Source organism: Tepidiforma thermophila, assembly GCF_002563855.1.
GTDB classification, from domain to species: domain Bacteria; phylum Chloroflexota; class Dehalococcoidia; order Tepidiformales; family Tepidiformaceae; genus Tepidiforma; species Tepidiforma thermophila.
In genome coordinates this window covers 353,326-371,815 of the sequence record NZ_PDJQ01000001.1, presented here as the reverse complement: position 1 = coordinate 371,815, position 18,490 = coordinate 353,326, and the positions used below count along the sequence as shown (strand labels likewise).

Annotated in this window: 18 protein-coding genes; 11 read left to right on the top strand and 7 right to left on the bottom strand. The window is 69.2% G+C overall.

What is annotated here, in order from left to right; genetic code table 11:
* Positions 1-40: 40 nt before the first annotated feature.
* Complete coding sequence (locus tag A9A59_RS01825; RefSeq protein WP_098502651.1) at positions 41-697, top strand: M23 family metallopeptidase; 657 nt, start codon at positions 41-43, stop codon at positions 695-697.
* A 163-nt stretch (positions 698-860) separates the two neighbouring features.
* Entirely contained in the window at positions 861-2,633 is a 1,773-nt protein-coding gene (locus A9A59_RS01820; protein WP_165772434.1) for an ABC transporter substrate-binding protein, read from the top strand.
* Between the two features lie 132 nt (positions 2,634-2,765).
* Here the strand turns inward: A9A59_RS01820 and A9A59_RS01815 are convergent, their stop codons facing one another.
* The 3 genes from A9A59_RS01815 to A9A59_RS01800 all read right to left on the bottom strand — a co-directional run bounded on the left by A9A59_RS01815 (position 2,766) and on the right by A9A59_RS01800 (position 7,144).
* Positions 2,766-3,593: a hypothetical protein gene (locus A9A59_RS01815; protein ID WP_098502649.1), complete on the bottom strand. Its 828-nt coding sequence runs from the start codon at positions 3,591-3,593 to the stop codon at positions 2,766-2,768.
* A gap of 740 nt (positions 3,594-4,333) precedes the next feature.
* Entirely contained in the window at positions 4,334-6,082 is a 1,749-nt protein-coding gene (locus tag A9A59_RS01805) for a CapA family protein (protein ID WP_098502648.1), read from the bottom strand.
* Between the two features lie 33 nt (positions 6,083-6,115).
* Positions 6,116-7,144 carry an HDOD domain-containing protein gene (locus A9A59_RS01800; RefSeq protein ID WP_098502647.1) on the bottom strand — a complete coding sequence of 343 codons (1,029 nt, stop codon included), beginning with the start codon at positions 7,142-7,144 and terminating at the stop codon, positions 6,116-6,118.
* A gap of 132 nt (positions 7,145-7,276) precedes the next feature.
* On the opposite strand from A9A59_RS01800, the gene A9A59_RS01795 reads away from it, so the two are divergent.
* From A9A59_RS01795 to A9A59_RS01775, 5 genes are all read left to right on the top strand, one after another.
* Positions 7,277-9,055, top strand: a complete 1,779-nt coding sequence (locus A9A59_RS01795; protein WP_098502646.1) for an ABC transporter substrate-binding protein — start codon at positions 7,277-7,279, stop codon at positions 9,053-9,055.
* Positions 9,056-9,165: 110 nt separating this feature from the next.
* Positions 9,166-10,119 carry an ABC transporter permease gene (locus tag A9A59_RS01790; protein WP_098502645.1) on the top strand — a complete coding sequence of 318 codons (954 nt, stop codon included), beginning with the start codon at positions 9,166-9,168 and terminating at the stop codon, positions 10,117-10,119.
* 2 nt (positions 10,120-10,121) lie between these two features.
* Complete coding sequence (locus A9A59_RS01785) at positions 10,122-11,036, top strand: ABC transporter permease (protein WP_098502644.1); 915 nt, start codon at positions 10,122-10,124, stop codon at positions 11,034-11,036.
* Between the two features lie 83 nt (positions 11,037-11,119).
* Positions 11,120-12,424 carry an adenylosuccinate synthase gene (locus A9A59_RS01780; protein ID WP_098502643.1) on the top strand — a complete coding sequence of 435 codons (1,305 nt, stop codon included), beginning with the start codon at positions 11,120-11,122 and terminating at the stop codon, positions 12,422-12,424.
* A 17-nt stretch (positions 12,425-12,441) separates the two neighbouring features.
* Positions 12,442-13,182 carry a phosphoglyceromutase gene (locus A9A59_RS01775; RefSeq protein ID WP_098502642.1) on the top strand — a complete coding sequence of 247 codons (741 nt, stop codon included), beginning with the start codon at positions 12,442-12,444 and terminating at the stop codon, positions 13,180-13,182.
* A gap of 12 nt (positions 13,183-13,194) precedes the next feature.
* On the opposite strand, the gene A9A59_RS01770 is transcribed toward A9A59_RS01775, so the two are convergent.
* Positions 13,195-14,058: an SDR family NAD(P)-dependent oxidoreductase gene (locus A9A59_RS01770; RefSeq protein WP_165772433.1), complete on the bottom strand. Its 864-nt coding sequence runs from the start codon at positions 14,056-14,058 to the stop codon at positions 13,195-13,197.
* A gap of 123 nt (positions 14,059-14,181) precedes the next feature.
* On the opposite strand from A9A59_RS01770, the gene A9A59_RS01765 reads away from it, so the two are divergent.
* From A9A59_RS01765 to A9A59_RS01750, 4 genes are all read left to right on the top strand, one after another.
* Positions 14,182-14,577, top strand: a complete 396-nt coding sequence (locus A9A59_RS01765) for a hypothetical protein (protein WP_098502640.1) — start codon at positions 14,182-14,184, stop codon at positions 14,575-14,577.
* Between the two features lie 44 nt (positions 14,578-14,621).
* On the top strand, positions 14,622-15,083 hold the full coding sequence (locus tag A9A59_RS01760; protein WP_098502639.1) for a hypothetical protein: 462 nt from the start codon (positions 14,622-14,624) through the stop codon (positions 15,081-15,083).
* Positions 15,084-15,183: 100 nt separating this feature from the next.
* On the top strand, positions 15,184-15,828 hold the full coding sequence (locus A9A59_RS01755; protein ID WP_098502638.1) for an SCO family protein: 645 nt from the start codon (positions 15,184-15,186) through the stop codon (positions 15,826-15,828).
* Positions 15,825-16,427 (top strand): copper chaperone PCu(A)C, encoded by a 603-nt coding sequence (locus tag A9A59_RS01750; protein WP_165772432.1) that lies wholly within the window; start codon positions 15,825-15,827, stop codon positions 16,425-16,427. The genes A9A59_RS01755 and A9A59_RS01750 overlap by 4 nt, the downstream gene beginning before the upstream one ends.
* Positions 16,428-16,512: 85 nt before the next feature.
* Here A9A59_RS01750 and A9A59_RS01745 read toward each other — a convergent pair whose 3' ends face one another.
* The 3 genes from A9A59_RS01745 to A9A59_RS01735 form a co-directional block, all read right to left on the bottom strand.
* A complete protein-coding gene (locus tag A9A59_RS01745; RefSeq protein ID WP_098502636.1) occupies positions 16,513-17,061 on the bottom strand; it encodes a hypothetical protein in 549 nt (182 codons plus the stop codon).
* A gap of 108 nt (positions 17,062-17,169) precedes the next feature.
* Positions 17,170-17,625: a hypothetical protein gene (locus A9A59_RS01740; protein WP_098502635.1), complete on the bottom strand. Its 456-nt coding sequence runs from the start codon at positions 17,623-17,625 to the stop codon at positions 17,170-17,172.
* Positions 17,626-18,124: 499 nt separating this feature from the next.
* A complete protein-coding gene (locus A9A59_RS01735; protein ID WP_098502634.1) occupies positions 18,125-18,397 on the bottom strand; it encodes a hypothetical protein in 273 nt (90 codons plus the stop codon).
* Between the last annotated feature and the right edge of the window lie 93 nt (positions 18,398-18,490).

Below are 18,490 nucleotides of genomic sequence, written 5' to 3'. Positions count from 1 at the left end.
CGCCCTTGGGGCTGCGCTGTCGAAAGCTCACGCTCCCGGCATGCGCAGCATCGAATTTGGACCTGCCCTCCTCGACGGCGCCAACTATATCGGACTGCCAATCTCCGGCACCATCACCGCGGCATTCGGCTCCGCCGCCATCCCCCAGCACGCCGGCGGCCACACCGGCGTCGATATCGGCGCTCCCGCGGGGACGCCCGTCCGCGCGCCCGCCCCCGGCGTCGTCATCGACGTCCGTTCCGGCGACCCCGTCTTCGGCAACGCGGTCGAACTCGCCCACCCCGGCGGCTGGCGAACCCTCTACGCCCACCTCTCCCGCGTCGATGTCCTGCCCGGCCAGCCGATCCGCCCCGGCGACGGCCTCGGGCTGTGCGGGTCCACCGGGCTGAGCACCGGCCCCCACCTCCACTGGGGGCTCGCCCGCGGCCACTCCCCCGCCATCCGCGGCGGCGGCCTCGCCGACCCCCTCGCCCGCATCGCCGCCGCCCCCGCCTGGCCGGAGGCCGACCGCCTCCTCGCCGCAGCGGCGGCCGCCATCTTCGCCGGCCTCCAGGCCGCCGGCGCCCTCTTCAACTCCGGCACCGAAGACGACCTCGCTCCCTACCCTCCCGGGTCGCCCCAGCGCGACATCCTCGCCATCCAGCGTGCCGCCAACCCGTTCCTCGCCCGCTGGCTCCCGCTGATCGGAACGGAATAGTTCGGCACCCGCAAAGCGGATGCATCGACAAACGGCCGATGATGCGTATACTCCGCGACGGCAGGATCTATGGCAGCTATAGACCCTGCCGAACGAACGAGGGGGAATGCTCACCGTGCCTGATTCCGACAACTACTGGACCCGTAAGCTCGCCCGTAAGGGTATGACCCGCCGCCGGCTCCTCGGCACCGCGGGCGTCACCGGCGTCGGCGTCGCCGCCCTCGGCCTCGTCGGCTGCGGCGACGATGATGACGACGACACCGGCGGCCTGCCGACCGCAACCACTGCGCCGTCGGGGTCGCCCACCGCCGCTGCATCGCCCACCGAAGCCGCCAAGCAGAAGGGCGGCGTCGCCCGCTTCACCTCCGCCGGCAACACCTGGGACACCTTCGATATCGACCGCTCCCGCTTCACGCCGGTCTCCACCCTCTTCGGCTGGACGAACCTCGGCGTCGTCCAGTGGGACAGCTATACGAAGGGCGTTATCGGCGGCGCGCTCGCTGAAAAGTGGGAGCAGCCGGACAAGCAGACCATCGTCTTCACCCTCCGCCCCAACGTCTACTGGCACGATAAGCCGCCCGTGAACGGCCGCCTTGCAAAGGCAGAGGACATCGCCAAGTTCATCGAGCGCAACGTTGCCGGCAAACTCCGCGACGGCACCGAAGACCCCAACTTCTACCGGAAGTCCGCCTTCCAGGTCGTCGACAAGGTCGAGGTCGTCGACGAAAAGACCGTCAAGGTTACCCTCAAGACGCCCAACCCCTTCTTCCTGAACACGCTCGCCGGCGCCTACGCCAAGGTCCAGGCCCCCGAGGCGATCGACGCCTTCGAGAAGGACTACGCCAACCTGAAGCCCGAGCTCGTCATCGGCACCGGCGGCATGATCCTGAAGTCCTTCAAGGCCGAGGGCGAACTGGAGTACGTCCGCAACGAGAAGTTCTACAGGCAGGTCAACTGGGACGGCGTGAAGTACCTCAACCTCTTCACTGACCAGTCGGCCCAGCTCGCCGCCTTCGAGCAGAAGCAGCTCGACTCCTTTTCGCCGACCCAGAACGCCGTCGCCGACGACCTCCTGAAGCGGTACCAGGGCAAGATCACCGAATATAAGCAGTTCTCGGCGAACCCCCAGGCCGGCACCTACTACGGCGGCGCGGCTCCCTGGAACAACCCGAACCTCATCGGCGCCATCTTCCGCGCCTTCGACCGCCGCGCCCTCATCCAGTCGCTCCTCCAGGGCAACGCTGTCCTCTCCGGCAACGTCCCGCCCACACAGGCCGCGTTCACCATCCCGGAGAAGGAGCTCATCACCTTCCCCGGCTACCTGGAGGACCGCGCCAAGGAAGAGGCCGAGGCGAAGAAGATGTGGGAAGCCGGCGGCGGCCCGGCGCTCGGCGAAATCATCGTCGACATCCCCGACATCTGGGAGGGCCTCTACTCCGGCGGCGCCGCCCTCATCACCAACCAGCTCCAGAAGGTGCTCGGCAATAAGTTCACCGCCAAGATCGAGCCCTACTCCACCATCACGACGAAGATCGTCAAACAGGAGTACGGCAACGGGAAGAACAACATCTGGTTCGGCTGGATCACCGAGATCACCGACCCCGAGCCCTCCCTCCTCAACTACCTCCAGTACAACTCCAAGCAGCCGCAGTTCCAGCAGTTCGGCGTCAAGATCGACAAGGTCGACCAGCTCACCGACGCCCTCATGCAGGAGTTCGACATCGCCAAGCGCCAGGAGATGAACAAGGAGATCGTCCGCGAGCTCATCAAGAACTACGGCGCGGGCATCCCCTACACCCTCGTCGCCGTCTCCCGCATCATGCGCTGGAACTACTTCAAGACCGGCGAAATCGTCCCCTTCGTCACCAGCCACCAGGCCGTCACCGAATCCTGGTTCGACCAGACCGACCCGACCTGGCAGGGCCGCCCGGCCTAGTCAGCCATCCTCGCCGACCAGCAGGAGGCCGCCCATTGCGGGCGGCCTCCGTTGTTCTCTCCCGGGCGCCGACGGGCACCTGCCGCGACACCGGGCCGCACCACCGACATCCCCGGCCCGCAGCCCCCGGCGTCAGTAGTAGGCCGGGCCCTCTGCGGCCTGCGCCTCCAGCTTCGCCAGCGCCGGCCAGTTCCGCGCGTCCAGCCGCAGCAGCGCCGCATACTTCCGCGCCAGTTCGAGGTGCCGCTCGTCCCGCGTCTCCCGGTACCGGTTGAAGGCGTCCAGCATCTTGTCCGCAATCAGCTGCATGTCAATGCCCATCACGTACCGGTCCGAGATTTCGTTCAGCGCTTCCACATAGATCTCGAAGAACCGGCTCAGCCGCTCGAGCGTCGCCCGCAGCCGGACCCACTCCGCCATGTCGTGGCGCGCGGCCATTTCGTAGTAGCGCCGCCCGAGCGTAATGAAGTACTGCCGGTCCACGTGCGGCGCCCCGCCCATCGGGCCGCCGCCGCGCTTCCGCCCCAGGCTCGAGGGGAACACCCCCGAGATGAACAGGGCATTGTCCCCGTACTTCCGGTACGCCTCGAAGGCGTTCTGGTACGCCCCGCTCGGGCGGGCCGTCTCCTCCATCAGGTCCGTCAGGTACGGCAGGAAGCCGCGCCCCGGCCCCAGCGAGAGCTCCGACGCCTGAAGGTAGCGCTCCAGCAGCCGCCCGAGGTAGGTCAGCGTTTCCGCATCCCGGCTCCGCCGGTTCACATACAGCGCCTTGATCAGGAACAGGTCCAGGATGTCCCCCAGGCGCAGCGCCGTCAGCTCGTCGATATCGTCATAAAAGTCGCTGATCAGCTGGTCGACCTTCCGCACGAAGGCGCTCGTCGCCACGTTCGCCCCATCGTGCGCGCGGATCGTCTCGCGGAGCCCCGCAATCTCCTGCGTCAACAGTTCCGGGTCCGGCATCTGCCTCCCTCCCTGCTGCACTCTCCCCTTATCCGTAGCGAACGGCACAAAGCCGCGTCAAGAACAGTCGGGAAACCCCCGAGCCCCCGGGCGTGCCGCCCCGAGCGGGGAGCTTGAAGCTTGCCCGCCCCTGCCGGCCACCCGTCCCCCAGCTGGAAGCTTGGAGCTTGAAGCTTGACAGGCCGAAAGCGCCGGCCACACTCGCTCCCCGCTCCCAGCTCCCCGCTCCCAGCTCCCCGCTCCCAGCTCCCCGCTCCCGGCTCCCCGCTCCCAGCTCCCCGCTCCCAGCTCCCCGCTCCCAGCTCCCAGCTCCCAGCTCCCCGCTCCCAGCTCCCCGCTCCCGGCTCCCCGCTCCCAGCTCCCAGCTCCCCGCTCCCAGCTCCCCGCTCCCAGCTCCCAGCTCCCAGCTCCCCGCTCCCAGCTCCCCGCTCCCGGCTCCCCGCTCCCCGCTCCCAGCTCCCCGCTCCCAGCTCCCAGCTCCCAGCTCCCAGCTCCCAGCTCCCAGCTCCCAGCTCCCAGCTCCCAGCTCCCAGCTCCCAGCTCCCGGCTCCCGGCTCCCGGCTCCCGGCTCCCGGCTCCCGGCTCCCAGCTCCCGGCTCCCAGCTCCCAGCTCCCAGCTCCCAGCTCCCTCCCTCCCTCCCTCGGCGGGGAGGCTGCGCGGGGACGGGGCTCCCTCCTCCCTCCTCCCTTCTCCCTCCTCCCTCGGGGCGGTGCCGTGGCCGGGCGGTGCTCCCTCCCCCTCACCTCCCCAGCACATCCTGAATCACCTTCAGCCGCGTCGGCCCCTCCGCGAACATCGGCCGGTACTGCCCCTCAATCACATAGGGCAGCATCCGGATCGTCGACAGCTTCGCCCCGTGGAACGTCGCCTCCAGCAGGTACCCCTGCGTGTGCTCCGGCGTCCACACCTGGTCGAAGATGAAGTTCCCCAGCGCATAGGCGATGAACGCGTCGCCCCGCACCTCCACCCACTGCACCCAGTGCGCCTGGTTCCCGACCACCAGATCGGCCCCCGCATCAACCGCCGCACGCGCCGCCTTGGTGCTCCGCGGGCTCGGCTCGTGCGTGTCCTCATACCCCGACTGCACCAGCACAATGACGACATCCGCCCTCGCCTTCAGGTCGCGAATCGCGCCCTCGAACCGGCTGAGCGAGAGCAGCTCCGCCGGCTTGTAGAACGCCGGCTCCCGCGGCGGCGTGCTCCGCTCATCCGCGTACGAATCGTCGAGCGGCGCTGTCCCCGGCTCCGTCTCCGTCGCGCCGATATCCTCGGCCGCGATGTCGTCGAACCCCAGGAACCCGAACCGGACGCCGTTCCGCTCGATGATGACCGGCTCCAGCGCCTCCGCCAGGTTTGCCCCGCCCCCGACCGTCGCAATGCCCGCCGCCCGCAGCAGATCAATGGTCCGCAGCATCGCCCGCGCCCCGCAGCCGCCGTCGGCGCAGTCGAATACGTGGTTCGTCGCCACCGTCAGCACGTCAAATCCGGCGTGAGTGAGCGCCGCAATCACCTCCGGCGGCGAGGTCAGGTTGGTCGTCGGGATGCAGCCGTACGGCTCCGCGTAATCCTGGATCGAGCCGTCGAGCGAGCCCGCCGCGATATCGGCCGCCGCGAGGAAGTCGCCCACCGGCGAACGGAGCGGGCTCGCCCAGTCCCCCGTGGCCCGGATCGCCGCCAGGGTGCAGCGCGACATCAGGATGTCTCCCGTCGCCACCACCCGCGTCACCGGCGGCAGCTGCACGGCGATGGCGGCCTCCGCCTGGGCCCGCGCCGCCTCGCCGGCCGGGGTCAGCGCCCGGACCGCCACCCGTTCCGCCAGCGGCCAGCGGGCCGGCTCGCCGAACCCCCGGGCCGGGTCCATCCCATCGATGGCCAGCGCCACCATCGGCGGGCGGAGCGCCTCAAACGGGACGATCGCCAGCATCCCTGAATCGAGCGCCAGCGTCGCCCGCAGCTCCTCCGCTGTCGCGAAGAACCTGAAGCGCGAAAGGTCGAATGTGCCCGCGCCCAGCCCTTCGAGAATCCCCTGCGCCTCCGCCGGCGCCCCGAGGAATCCCGGCTCGATCGCCCGGTCGAACCCGCCGAAGGCCGCCCAGCTCGCCACCTCGCCCCGGAGCGCCGCGGCCAGCTGTTCCCCTGCCAGCGCATCGACCCCCGCGCCCGGGGCCGCCGCCGGGATGAACAGCCGCACCGGCACCCCTCCGCCCGGCCCGGCGGGTTCGAACGCCAGGTCTGCCGGCTCGCCGGGCCCGGCCGGCACCAGCCCCAGCCCCGCCGCCGCGGCCGGGAGCGCGCCCTGGTAGCGGAGCGGCGGCTCCGGGGTCGGCTCCGGCGGGGGCACCCCCGCTGCAGGCCCGCCCGTCCCGTCGGTCACCGCTTCGACCAGCACGAAGGCGAGCGCGCCAAGGCTCAGGCCGAACGCCGCGATGCTGGCGACGAACCACGGCAGCCACGGATTCCGCGCCCCCGCCGGCCCGGGATGCTCCATGGGCGCATCCTAGCGCCCCGCGGCGGCCGCGTGTCAGCTCGCCCGCGCGTACCAGGTGCCCGGCGTGCCCGACGCTGCCTCGATGAACGAGAACGCCCGGTTCAGCACTCGCTCGATTCCCCCGCAGGCCTCCTCAACTGCTGCGAGGTCCGGCGGCAGCGGCGCCACCTCGCCCCCCTCCAGGTCGTACCCGCAGAAGAGCCCGTAGTGCAGCACCAGCCGGTTCGCCTGGGCCACCACGCCGGCCAGCCCGTCATGCTCCGGCGTCAGGGTCTCGTTGTGATGGCACTCCACCGCCTCCACCAGGTGCCCCGGGAACTTCCACCGTTCCCCGAGGGCCCGCCCGACCTCATCGTGCGCGTAGCCCGTCGTCATCAGCTCGGCCACGTGCAGCGGTGCCTCGCCCCGTTTCGCTAGCTGCACCGCCTGCTCGAACTCCGCCGGCATCACCTGCCGGATCACCAGCCGGCCGATATCGTGCAGGATGCCCGCCGTGAACGCGTCCTCCGGCTTCACCGTGAACGTCCTCTTCGCCAGCGCCTCGGCCGCCACCGCCACCGCCACGCTGTGCCCCCAGAACAGGTCCAGGTCGAACGTCTCACCCGGCAGCTTCCGGAATGTGTTCATCAGGCTTGCGCCAACCGCCACCTGGCGCACCTGCTTGAACCCGAGGATCACGACCGCCTCACGCACCGTCGAAATCCGCCGGGCAAACCCGTAGAACGCAGAGTTCGAAATCCGGATCAGCTTCGCGGTCAGCGCCTGGTCGGTCGCCAGCACCTGCGCGAGGTCCATCGCGCTTGTGCGCTCATCCTCCGCCATGCCCATCACCCGGGCGGCGACGGCCGGCAGCGGCGGCAGGTCATCGATACGGGAGAGCAGCGCAGCAGCATCCTTACCCATCACGCATTGAGTGTCGGCAGCTCCGCCCGGCGGTGAAGGGACGATCCGGTGCACGCCTCCCGATTGCCCCGGCTCCTCTACTGGCCGGTCAACCTTTTCGAAAACGGCGATGACAATCTGGCGAATACTGTTCGGTTTCGAGCGAATTTGCCCGGTCATCCATTGACACTCCGGTTCGGCCGTACGTACATATCGCGTGACCTTATCGGTACGTATTCGGGAGATAGGCGCATCCTATCGGCCCCGCCGGACGTACCGTCCACGTACCAACCATTCGCAGGGGGATTCTCAATGTCCGCTTCCTACTGGGACCGCTACTGGAAGGAGCGCCGCACCCGGCGCCGCTTCCTCGGCGGTGCCACCGCCCTCACCGCCGGCGCGGCCGGTCTCGCACTCGTCGGCTGCGGCGACGATGATGATGACGACGGCGGCCCCTCCGGCCTTGCCACCTCGACCCCGGGCCCCCAGGCCACCTCGACCCCGGCCGACCCCTTCGCCAATGCCAAGCGCGGCGGCACCTACCGCATCACCTTCACCGGCGACCCGCCCAGCATCGACCCCTACGGCAACCTCTCCTTCCTCACCAAGGGCTATTCGGCCTACGTCTACAGCCGCCTCTTCAAATACAACACCGGCCCCGGCGTCCGCCAGGCCGACCTCCGGCCCGTGCCCGATATCGCCGAGAGCGCCGAAGCCAGCCCCGATGGCATCACCTGGACTATCAAGCTCAAGCCGAACGTCAAGTTCCACAACGTCGCGCCCGTCAACGGCCGCACCGTCGACTCCGACGACGTCAAGTACTCCTGGGGCCGCGCCACCGCCGAGACCAACACCAACAGCAGCCAGCTCGCCTTCGTCGATAGCGTCCAGTACCCCGATAAGCAGACCATCGTCTTCAAACTGAAAGAACCGAACGCGGCGTTCCTCGACGTCCTCGCCGACGCCAACCTCCTCTGGATCATGCCGAAGGAGGCGGACGGCGGGTTCGACCCCTCCAAGACCTCAATCGGCTCCGGCCCCTGGATGCTCGAGTCCTACACCCCCTCGGTCGGCTTCAAGCTCAAGAAGAACCCCGAGTGGTACATGAGCGGCTTCCCACTCATGGACGCGGTCGAAATCTCCGTCATTCCCGAGTACGCCAACCGCCTCGCCCAGTTCCAGGCCGGCAACACCGATGTCGAAGGCCTCAACGCCGAAGACCTCGTCAACGTCAAGAACGCCCTCCCCAACGTCCAGCTCTACGGCGAAGTCTCGCAGCTGCTCTCCATCATCTACATGGACCCGAAGCCGGATTCGCCGTGGAACAAGGACCCGCGGGTGCGGCTTGCCATCTCCATGGCGACGGACCGGGCCGCCCTCCTCGACCTCGCCTACAACGTCAAGAAGCTGAAGGAAGCCGGCCTCGCCGTCTCCGAGCGGTGGAACAACCTCATCCCCGCCGGCCTCGTCCGCTTCTGGCTCGACCCGCTCTCCCCCGAGCAGGGCGAGACCTCGAAGTACTTCAAGTACGACCCGGCCGAGGCGAAGAAGCTCCTGGCCGCCGCCGGCTACCCGGACGGCTTCAGCACGGTCTACCAGTACACCGCCAACCGCTACGGCTCCGCCTTCAACGCCGTCGCCGAGGCGAACATCCAGTACCTGAACGCCATCGGCATCAAGACGACGACTGACGTCCAGGACTACTCCTCGAAGTACATCACCCAGACGTTCACGGGGAACTTCACGGGCATCGCCTTCGGGTACGAAACCCCGTTCCCGGAGGCTGGCAGCTACCCGATCCGCCTCTTCACCGACAACCCGGTGAACCACAGCCGGATCAAAGACCCGGAGCTCGAAGACCTCGCCCGCAAACAGCAGCGGGAGCTCGACCCGGCCAAGCGCAAGGAGCTCTTCTTCGAGATCCAGCGCAAGAACGCGGCCAAGATGTGGTACATCCCCCAGAACCAGGGCGCCGGCACCGCCTGGACTGGCTACCGCGAATGGGTCAAGAACATCGACATCCAGACCGTGCCCGGCGCCTACTCCGCAGGCACCGAAGAGGTCCCCTTCATCTGGCTCGATAGGGCCTAAACCAGGGAGCACCGCAGCACAACGGAACGAGATTCCCCTACACTACGCCACCCGGGGTGGGCCGGCTCCCACCGGCCCACCCCGCACAACGCCCGCCGGGTTCGCACCGCATGCAACGCTACATCCTCCGCCGCCTCCTTCTGATGGTCCCCACCCTCCTCGGCGTCACCTTCGTCGTCTTCGTCATCGTCCGGGCCGTCCCCGGCGATGTCGTCGACCTCGTCCTCGGCGAATTCGGCGCCGGCGACCAGGCCACCAAGGAGGCGATCCGCAAGGAGTTCGGCCTCGAGGGCAACATCGTCGCCCAGTACATCCGCTGGCTCGGCGATATCGTCCGGTTCGATCTCGGAAACTCCCTCATCTCCAACCGCGAAGTCACCTCCGAGCTGCGCAACCGCCTGCCGGTCACCTTCCAGCTCGGCGCCATGGCGATCTTCTTCTCGCTCCTGATCGCCGTCCCGGTCGGCGTTATCTCCGCCATCCGCCAGGATACCTGGGCCGACTACCTCGGCCGAAGCTTCGCCATCGGCCTCCTCGCCGCCCCGAACTTCTGGATCGCCATCCTCCTCATCTCCCTCGCTGCCCGCTACTTCCAGTGGGGCGTCCCCCCGGCCAAGTACATCCCCTTCACCGAAGACCCGGTCGGCAACCTCAAGCTCATGTTCATGCCCGCCGTCATCCTCAGCGGCGCCCTCAGCGGCTCCGTCATGCGCTTCACCCGCTCCTCCATGCTCGAAGTCCTCCGCCAGGACTACATCCGCACCGCCTGGGCCAAGGGTCTCCGCGAACGCGTCATCATCGTCCGCCATGCCATGCGCAACGCCCTCATCCCCGTCGTGACGGTCGTCGGCCTCCAGCTCCCCGTCCTCGTCGGCGGCACCGTCATCATCGAAACCGTCTACTCCATCCCCGGCATGGGCCGCTACTACGTCTCCTCCATCGACCAGAAGGACTACCCGGTCATCCAGGCCGTCAATATCGTCGTCGCCCTCGTCGTCGTCTTCGCCAACCTGACCGTGGATGTCCTCTACTCCGTCATCGACCCAAGGATCCGGTACTCGTAGCCATGGCCACCGACGCCCACGTCCTCGAAACCTACGCCGTCCGCGCCGAACTCACCCGCGCCGCCCGCATCCGCCGCTCGGTGAGCACCTTCATCCGCACCAAGCCGCTCGGCACCTTCGGCGCCGCCGTGGTCATCCTCCTCATCCTCATGGCCGCCTTCCCCCAGGCCTTCACCTTCGGCAAAGACCCGAACATCGGCGTCCTCTCCGAACGCTTCCAGGGCCCCTCGGCCAGCCACTGGTTCGGCACCGACCAGCAGGGCCGCGACCTCTACACCCGCATCGTCTACGGCGCCCGCAACTCCATTCTCATCGGCTTCGGCGTCGTCGCCATCTCCTCCACCGCCGCCCTTATCCTCGGCATCGTCTCCGGCTACTTCGGCGGCAAGTTCGATATCCTCCTGCAGCGCCTCGTCGATATCGGCATCGCCCTCCCCGGCCTCATCTTCATCATCCTCTTCGTCACCTCCATCCAGCAGATCCCCGTCAACCTCCGCATCGTCCTCTCCGTCGGCATGCTCGTCGCCCTCAGCCAGTCGCGCGTCATCCGCGGCGCCGCCATCGCCGCCAAGCAGAACCAGTACGTCGAAGCCGCCCGCGTCATCGGCGCCTCCGACTTCCGCATCATCTTCCGGCACGTCGCCCCCAACGTCTTTCCCGTCCTCATCGTCGGCGCCTCCATCCAGGTCGGCGGCGCGGTGCTCGTCGAATCCTCCCTCGCCTTCCTGGGCTACGGCGTCCAGCCGCCCACCGCCTCCTGGGGCCGCATGCTCAATGAAGCCCGCGAACGGCTCACCCAGTACCCCCACGTCGCCATCTTCCCCGGGCTCGTCATCTTCCTCACCGTCTACGCCTTCAACATGTTCGGCGATGCCCTCCGCGACGTCCTCGACCCGCGCCTCCGCGGCGCCCGCTGAGCCATCCCCGCTCGCCTCACCGGGCATTCCCGGGTACAATTCCCCAACGGGCCTCCGGAAAACGGGGGCCCGGAGTCTGTCTGATGCCCATCGTCGTCGTCGTCGGCGGCCAGTGGGGCGACGAAGGCAAGGGCCGCATCGTCGACCTGCTCGCCCGCAAAGCCCGTGTCGTCGCCCGCTACTCCGCGGGCAATAATGCCGGCCACACCATCGTCAACGAACTCGGCGAGTTCAAACTCCACCTCGTCCCCGCCGGCATCTTCTACCCCGAAAAAACCTGCGTCATCGGTAACGGCGTCGCCGTCGACCCTGAGGTCCTCCTCGGCGAAATCGAAGGCCTCGAGCAGAAGAACATCGATACCTCCCGCCTCGTCGTCTCCGACCGCGCCCACGTCATCATGCCGTGGCACCGCCTCCTCGATCAGCTCGACGAGCAGGCCCGCGGTGCCCACGCCATCGGCACCACCGGCAAAGGCGTCGGCCCCTGCTTCGCCGATAAGGTCGCCCGCCGCGGCATCCGCATCTGCGACCTCCTCCGCCGCGACGACCTCGTCCCCCGTATCGAAGCCGCCCTCGCCTACCAGAACCGCGTCATCACCGGCGTCTACGGTGCCGAGCCGATCGACTTCCGCGACTGCCTCGAACGGTACATCGAATACGGCCAGCGCCTCCGCCCCTACGTCGGCGACGTCCAGGAGATCGTCCTCGAAGCCCACCGCCGCGGCGAGTACGTCCTCCTCGAAGGCGCCCAGGGCTCACTCCTCGACCTCGACCACGGCACCTACCCCTACGTCACCTCCTCCGTCCCCTCCAGCTCCAGCTCCGGCGCCGCCCTCGGCGTCGGCATCGGTCCCACCGATATCAGCCGCGTCGTCGGCGTCTTCAAGAGCTACTGCACCCGCGTCGGCAACGGCCCCTTCCCCACTGAACTGTTCGACGGCACCGCCGACCAGCTCCGCGACCACGGCAAAGAGTTCGGCCGCGGCGAATACGGCACCACCACCGGCCGGCCCCGCCGCATCGGCTGGCTCGATGCCGTCGCTGCCCGCTACAGCGTGCGCTTCAACGGCCTCTCCGCCGTCGCCCTCACTCGCCTCGACGTCCTCGATGCCCTCCCCTCCATCAAAATCTGCACCGCTTACGAACTCGACGGCCGCATCATCGACACCTTCCCCGCCCGCGAGTCCGAACTCGAGCGGGTCCGCCCCGTCTACGAAGAGCTCCCGGGCTGGCAGACGCCAACCACCCACGTCCGCTCCTTCGACGACCTGCCGCCCCAGGCCCAGGCCTTCATCCGGCGCGTCGAAGACCTCCTCGAATGCCCCGTCGACCTCATCTCCGTCGGCCCCGCCCGCGAGCAGGCCGTCATCGTCAATCCTATCCTCTAGCCCGGGCAGAACGCGCCATGTACACCCTCGTCCTCCTCCGCCACGGCGAATCCGCCTGGAACCGCGAAAATCGCTTCACCGGCTGGCACGATGTCCCCCTCTCCGACACCGGCCGCGCCGAGGCTGTCCGCGCCGGCGAACTGATGCGCGACGCAGGCCTCGCCTTCGACGTCGCCCACACCTCCCTCCTCCGCCGCGCCATCGAAACCGTCAACATCGCCCTCGATGTCATGGACCAGCACTGGATCCCCGTCCGCCGCCACTGGCGCCTCAACGAGCGCCACTACGGCGCACTCCAGGGCCTCAACAAGAAGGAAACCAGCGAGCGCTACGGCCCCGAGCAGGTCTTCGCCTGGCGCCGCAGCTACGACGTCCCCCCGCCCCCGCTCGACCCCGGCGATGAGCGCCACCCCCGCTTCGACCGCCGCTACGCCGCCCTCCCGCCCGACCTCCTCCCCGCGAGCGAGTGCCTGAAGGACGTCGTCGCCCGCATGCTTCCCTACTGGTACGACGCGATCGTCCCCGACCTCCGCGCGGGCCGCTGCGTCCTCGTCGGCGCCCACGGCAACAGCCTCCGCGCCCTCGTCAAGCACCTCGACGGCATCAGCGACGAGGCGATCGCCGAGCTGAACATCCCCACGGGCATCCCGCTCGTCTACGAACTCGACGAGCACTTCCGGCCGGTCAGCTCCCGCTACCTCGGCGACCCCGAAGCCGCCCGGGCCGCAGCCGAAGCCGTCGCCCGCCAGGCCGGCTGACGTCCGCGCGCCTCAGCCGGCGGCTGCACCCTGCTGCGCCTTCCGCTTCTCCTCGCGCCGCCGGTCGGCAATCTTCTCGTACGTCTTCTTCACCCCGAAAATCGGGTAGATCTTCTCGAACATCCCCGGCGCCAGCTCTGCCAGCACCGCCGTCGGCCGGGCCGGCAGCCAGAACTGCAGCATCTCCGGCCGGTTCTTCCGGATCGCCTTCACCACATCGCGCGCAACCCGCTCCGGCTTCACCGTCCCGGCGAGGAACGAGGCCCGCGTCCCGGTCTCCCGCTCCCAGTCGGCGTACATCCCCGCATCGGCCACGAAGCCCGGGCAGATTGCGCTCGCTGAAACCCCGGTGCCCTGCAGCTCGGCCCGCAGCCCCTCGGTGAACGCGATCAGCCCCGCCTTCGATGCCGCATACGGCGACGAGTACGGCACCGGCACCTTCCCCGCCAGCGAGGAAATGTTCACGATGTGCCCCCGCTTCCGCTCCAGCATCCCCGGCAACACCAGGCGCGTCAGCTGCATCGGCGCAATCAGGTTCACCCGGATAATCCGGTCCAGCTCTTCGTCGTCCTGGTCTTCGAAGTGCGCCGTCACCTCGATCCCGGCGTTGTTCACCAGGATGTCGATCCGCCCGAACTCCGCGACCGCCGCCGACACCAGCGACCGCCGGCTGTCCGCATCGGCCACGTCGCATGCCACCGGCAGCGCCCGCCGGCCCATCCCCCGGATCTCCTCCGCCAGCCCCTCCAGCGCCGGGACCGTCCGCGCCGCCAGCACCACGTGGCAGCCCTCCTTCGCCAGCTCCTTCGCAATGTACGTGCCGATCCCCCGCGACGCCCCGGTGACCACGGCGACGCGGTCCTGCAGATTCTTCATCGAGTGCCCCTCCGTACATTCCCTGTATGACAGGGTGCCCGGCAGTCTACGACACCACCCGCCCCGCGGGGAACCCGCCGCCCCGCGCTGGCACGATGCCCCGGCTTTTGCCATCCTGACCTCGTGCACAACCCGCAGGGGAAGGCCCGCGCCCATCCGCGCCTCGCAGCCGTGCTGCTCGTCGCGCTGCTGCCGACCCTTACCTACTTCGGCCACTGGCCCGCGGTCGCCATCCCGCTTCCCGGCACCGCCGCAGTGCTGGCGCTGCCGTTCGCCAGCGGCGAAACCGCGGCCGGCGACCACCACCAGCACTGCCACGCCGACGCTGCCGAATGCTCGAGCGGCCCCGGGTCGTTCGCCCTCGCCGTCAGCCTCCTCGCCGCGGCCATCGCCCTGGCCCTGCCCGGCGGGCCGCTCCTGCCGGTCCGGGCCCCGACCACGCGGCTCGCCCTCCAGCACCTGCCTGCCCCGGAGCCCGGCCCGCCCCGCCGCACCGCCCTCGCGCCCGCCACCGGCTGATACCCGGCGCGCCCGCCGCGCCCCAGATTCGCGAGGGAACCTGCATGCTTCGGACCTCAGCCGCGCGGCTCCTCGTCGCAGGCCTCGCCGCGCTCCTCATCCTCCCGCTTGCCGCGGCCTGCGGCGGCAGCGACGACGACGAGCACGCCGGCGATACCGCCGCCGTCCTCGCCGCCGTCACCTTCCTCGATGGCGCCGGCTACCACGACATCGACGACGCCATCAACAAAGACCGCACCGTCCCGGCCACGGCCCGCACGGCCGCGCTCAAAGGCCAGGCCGTCGTCAAGGCCACCGCCTGGCCCGCCGAGCTCCAGCCGAAGGCCGACGCCCTCGCCGGCATCCTCGGCGACCTCGCTGCTGCCCTCGAAGGCGACAGCCCCGACCTCGCGAAGGCCGGCGCCGCCGCGAAGAAGGCCCACGACGCCCAGCATGAGTTCTCCGATGCCGCCTGGGGCTGGCTCTACGAGAAAGCCGGGGTCAAGGGACCAGCACACGGGCACTGAGCCGGGCCGCTGGCCCCGCCCGGCGGGCCGCTCGGCCGCAGCCAGCGAGGTCACGCAGCCCTACACTCGAATGTGGAATACCCCTCCAAGGAACTAGCAGATGCCCCGGATCTCCTGGCGCACCCTCGCCCTCGCCCTCGCCGCTCTCGCGCTTGTCCCCGCAGCCGTCGCCTGCTCCAGCGATGACGACGACAGCGCGGCCGGCGACGCGCAATACATGGGGGCGATCGTCACGCCGCCCATCGAAAAGCCCGATGCCGTCCTCATGGACGAGAACGGCCAGCCCTTCGACCTCCGCAAGGAGACCGAAGGCTACGTCACGCTGCTCTACGTCGGCTACACCCACTGCCCCGACATCTGCCCCACGCACCTCTACGAAATCAGCGAGGCGCTCAAGAAGCTCGACCCCGACATCCGCAAGCAGGTCAGGGTCGTCTTCGCAACGGCAGACCCGGAGCGTGACACGCCCGAGCAGCTCAAGCAGTACCTCGATACCTTCGACCCCGACTTCATCGGGCTGACCGGCACCCGCGACCTCATGGACCAGTTCCAGGTCGCCCTCGGCCTCCAGCCCGCCAGCCGCACCGACCTCGGCGGCGGAAACTACGCCGTCAACCACGCCGCCTACGTCATGGCCTTCACCAAAGACAACTACGCCTACACCGTCTACCCCTCCGGCATGGGGCAGAAGGAATGGCTCAACGACCTCCCACTCCTCGTCAAGAAAGGATTCCGCTCCGAATGAACATCTACCGCACCCGCGTCCCCTTCATCCTCATGGCGCTCGTCGCCCTCCTCGCCGCGCTGGCCGCCGCAGCCTGCGGCGGCGATGACGACGATGACGAGCCCGCAGGTGCCGGGCAGCAATTCACACTCGGCGACCTCACCATCGTCGACCCCTGGGTCCGCACCACGACCACCGACGTCACCGCGGCCTACATGACCATCAAAAGCAAGGGCGCGGCCGATACCCTCGTCAGCGCCTCGTCGCCCATCGCCGGCATGGTCCAGCTCCACGAGGTCATCACCGAAGGCGCCACCAGCAAGATGCAGGAGAAGCCCGGCGGCTTCCCCGTCCCCGCCAACGGCCAGGTCGAACTGAAGCCCGGCGGCTACCACGTCATGCTCATGGACCTGAAGCAGCAACCGAAGGAGGGCGAGACCGTCGAAATCACCCTGAAGTTTGAAGAGGCGGGCGAAATCACGATCACCGCACCCGTGAAGAAGGCCGCCGGCTCCAGCCCCGACATGAACCACGGCCACGGCGGCGGCATGGGCAACTCGACGCCACCTGGCGGCATGGGCGGCATGAGCGGCATGGGCTCCCCAACCCCCGCCCGGTAGCCGTCCCGGCGGATGCCATGCGGCCCGGGAGCAGCCCCGCTCCCGGGCCGTTCCACGTCAGCACGCGCCCGCCCGGCCCCGCCGGTTACTCCCCGTCCGTGGCGAGGTTCGGCATGACGGCGCAGCCGTTCCCCCAGCAGCGCGCCGGCTTCGGCGGCAGGCCGCTCCCCGGCGGCCCGCCAACCGGCGTCGCGGTCGGCGTGGGCGTCGGCGTCGGCGTCGGGGCCTCTTTCGCGCACGACGTCTGCCATGTGTTCGAACGCGGCGGCGTCAGCACCTCCACCGACTGCCCGCCGTCCGTGTAGTACCGGTCCGTTGTGCCCGCCGTGTAGCTGAACACCGTTGACCGTTCCCCGGGCTGCAGCACGAAATCCGGGTCGGCCGGCAGCCCGCCGTGCCCCGGCTTGTAGACCCGCAGCGGCACCGTGTCCACGTTCAGGAACTGGATCTCGTCGCCCCGGTTGATCCGGCAGGTGCGCGGGTTGAACCCCTCCCGGCTCACCTCGATCGTGTACCGGTCATACGCCGAGGCTGATTCCGTCGTCGCGCCGAAGAACGCCACGCTCAGCCCGCCCGCGAGCGCCATGGCGAGCGCAATGGCCGCCAGCAGCGGCCGGAAGCGGTGTTCGCTCATCGAACCTCCACGGTCCCCCACACCCCGCCACGGGGCTCCCCGAGCGTACCGCAGCCCCGGCGATCGTGTCACCGCCCGGTCAAGGCCCCGCCGCTGTTCGCTCCCGGGTCAGTCCATCGCCACGCCCGGGACCCGCAGGCAGTGCGCTGCGCCCGTGCACGGCGGCGACGGCGGCCGCTTCGCCGGGTCCGGCCAGCACTCCACCGGCCAGGTCGCCGAGTACACCGGCGTCTTCACGATGACGAAATTGCCCGCGTTCTCGAAATCCTCGAACCGGAACGTCCCGGGGAAGCCCATGTACACCGCGTTCGAAACCTCCCCCGGCGCGAGCCAGCCGCTGTCGAACAGCGGCTCCGCGCCCGGCGTCGGCGGCCGCCAGACCACCCGCCGCGGCGTGCTCCCCACGTTCTTGAACCGCAGGTACTCCCGGTTCATCTGGCATACCGCCGGATTGAAGCCGCCCTCCGAGACCTCGACGGTCTGCACCTCGTACGCCCGCGCCCCGGGCAATGCCGCCGCTGCCGCCAGCGCCAGCACCGCCGCCAGGAAGGCCACCCGTCGCATGGCGACCAAGCCTACTGCGTCTCCGCCGAATGCGCTTCCCCGGGCAGAAACGCAAACAGGCCCCGCGCCTGCGGGGCCTGTCCGGTATCCGTTCGCCTCCTCAGCCGGCCGCCGGGCGCTGCACCGGCTGGAGGTTGCCGCCGTTCGGCCGGGACGTCCGTATCCGTTGCCGCTCCTTCACGGAGCGATCCGGGGCGCCAGCATCGCACTGGACTTCATCTGCACCCGGGCACCTGGGGCAACACCGTGGATACGGGCCCGCGGCGGCTGGCGTTCGGCCTGCCTACTGCAGGCCGGGCCTCTGCACGATGAAGACTCCGTAGAGGGCGTGCAGCTTGTTCCGCATATCCGTCCCTCCTTTCGAGTCTCTGCGAGTCGGCGGAGACCGGGCCTCTTCAGCACCGGGCGCCTATCGCATCCTCACCTTACAGGCTAGTCCCTCCGCCGGGCTTGTCAAGGGGTCAATTGCGGGTTCAGCGTGAAAATGCTGCGGCCCCGCTCAATACCCCCGGTGCTCCTTCTCCAGCTCCTTCGCGTCCGGCATCGGATGCGCCTCCCGCGGCTTCGGCGGCTTCCCGCCAGGGCCGCCCTCGGCCACCTCCGAGACCGTGCCCGGCTCCGGCACAATCGCGCGCGGGTCGGCTTCCGCCGGGTCCAGCAGCTCGGCACCCTCCATGAGCGCCTCCTTGATCGCTTTCAGCGGATGCAGGTGCTGGATGAACTCCTTCGCCGCCTTCAGGTCCTCGCGCGGGTCGAGGTCGTTCTCAGCCATGATCGGTGCCTCCTCTGCTGCGCGGGCCGGTTGCCCCGCTCCTCCAGTATGCGCCCCGGGGAGCGGGCGGCGCACCACCCGCCCCGTCGCCCG

Bases quoted from the DNA above. Each gene is read 5' to 3' on its own strand.
- A9A59_RS01825 (WP_098502651.1), top strand. From the start codon at position 41: ATGCGCAGCATCGAATTTGGACCTGCCCTCCTCGACGGCGCCAACTAT.
- A9A59_RS01820 (WP_165772434.1), top strand. From the start codon at position 861: ATGACCCGCCGCCGGCTCCTCGGCACCGCGGGCGTCACCGGCGTCGGC.
- A9A59_RS01815 (WP_098502649.1), bottom strand. From the start codon at position 3,593: ATGCCGGACCCGGAACTGTTGACGCAGGAGATTGCGGGGCTCCGCGAG.
- A9A59_RS01805 (WP_098502648.1), bottom strand. From the start codon at position 6,082: ATGGAGCATCCCGGGCCGGCGGGGGCGCGGAATCCGTGGCTGCCGTGG.
- A9A59_RS01800 (WP_098502647.1), bottom strand. From the start codon at position 7,144: ATGACCGGGCAAATTCGCTCGAAACCGAACAGTATTCGCCAGATTGTC.
- A9A59_RS01795 (WP_098502646.1), top strand. From the start codon at position 7,277: ATGTCCGCTTCCTACTGGGACCGCTACTGGAAGGAGCGCCGCACCCGG.
- A9A59_RS01790 (WP_098502645.1), top strand. From the start codon at position 9,166: ATGCAACGCTACATCCTCCGCCGCCTCCTTCTGATGGTCCCCACCCTC.
- A9A59_RS01785 (WP_098502644.1), top strand. From the start codon at position 10,122: ATGGCCACCGACGCCCACGTCCTCGAAACCTACGCCGTCCGCGCCGAA.
- A9A59_RS01780 (WP_098502643.1), top strand. From the start codon at position 11,120: ATGCCCATCGTCGTCGTCGTCGGCGGCCAGTGGGGCGACGAAGGCAAG.
- A9A59_RS01775 (WP_098502642.1), top strand. From the start codon at position 12,442: ATGTACACCCTCGTCCTCCTCCGCCACGGCGAATCCGCCTGGAACCGC.
- A9A59_RS01770 (WP_165772433.1), bottom strand. From the start codon at position 14,058: ATGAAGAATCTGCAGGACCGCGTCGCCGTGGTCACCGGGGCGTCGCGG.
- A9A59_RS01760 (WP_098502639.1), top strand. From the start codon at position 14,622: ATGCTTCGGACCTCAGCCGCGCGGCTCCTCGTCGCAGGCCTCGCCGCG.
- A9A59_RS01755 (WP_098502638.1), top strand. From the start codon at position 15,184: ATGCCCCGGATCTCCTGGCGCACCCTCGCCCTCGCCCTCGCCGCTCTC.
- A9A59_RS01750 (WP_165772432.1), top strand. From the start codon at position 15,825: ATGAACATCTACCGCACCCGCGTCCCCTTCATCCTCATGGCGCTCGTC.
- A9A59_RS01745 (WP_098502636.1), bottom strand. From the start codon at position 17,061: ATGAGCGAACACCGCTTCCGGCCGCTGCTGGCGGCCATTGCGCTCGCC.
- A9A59_RS01740 (WP_098502635.1), bottom strand. From the start codon at position 17,625: ATGCGACGGGTGGCCTTCCTGGCGGCGGTGCTGGCGCTGGCGGCAGCG.
- A9A59_RS01735 (WP_098502634.1), bottom strand. From the start codon at position 18,397: ATGGCTGAGAACGACCTCGACCCGCGCGAGGACCTGAAGGCGGCGAAG.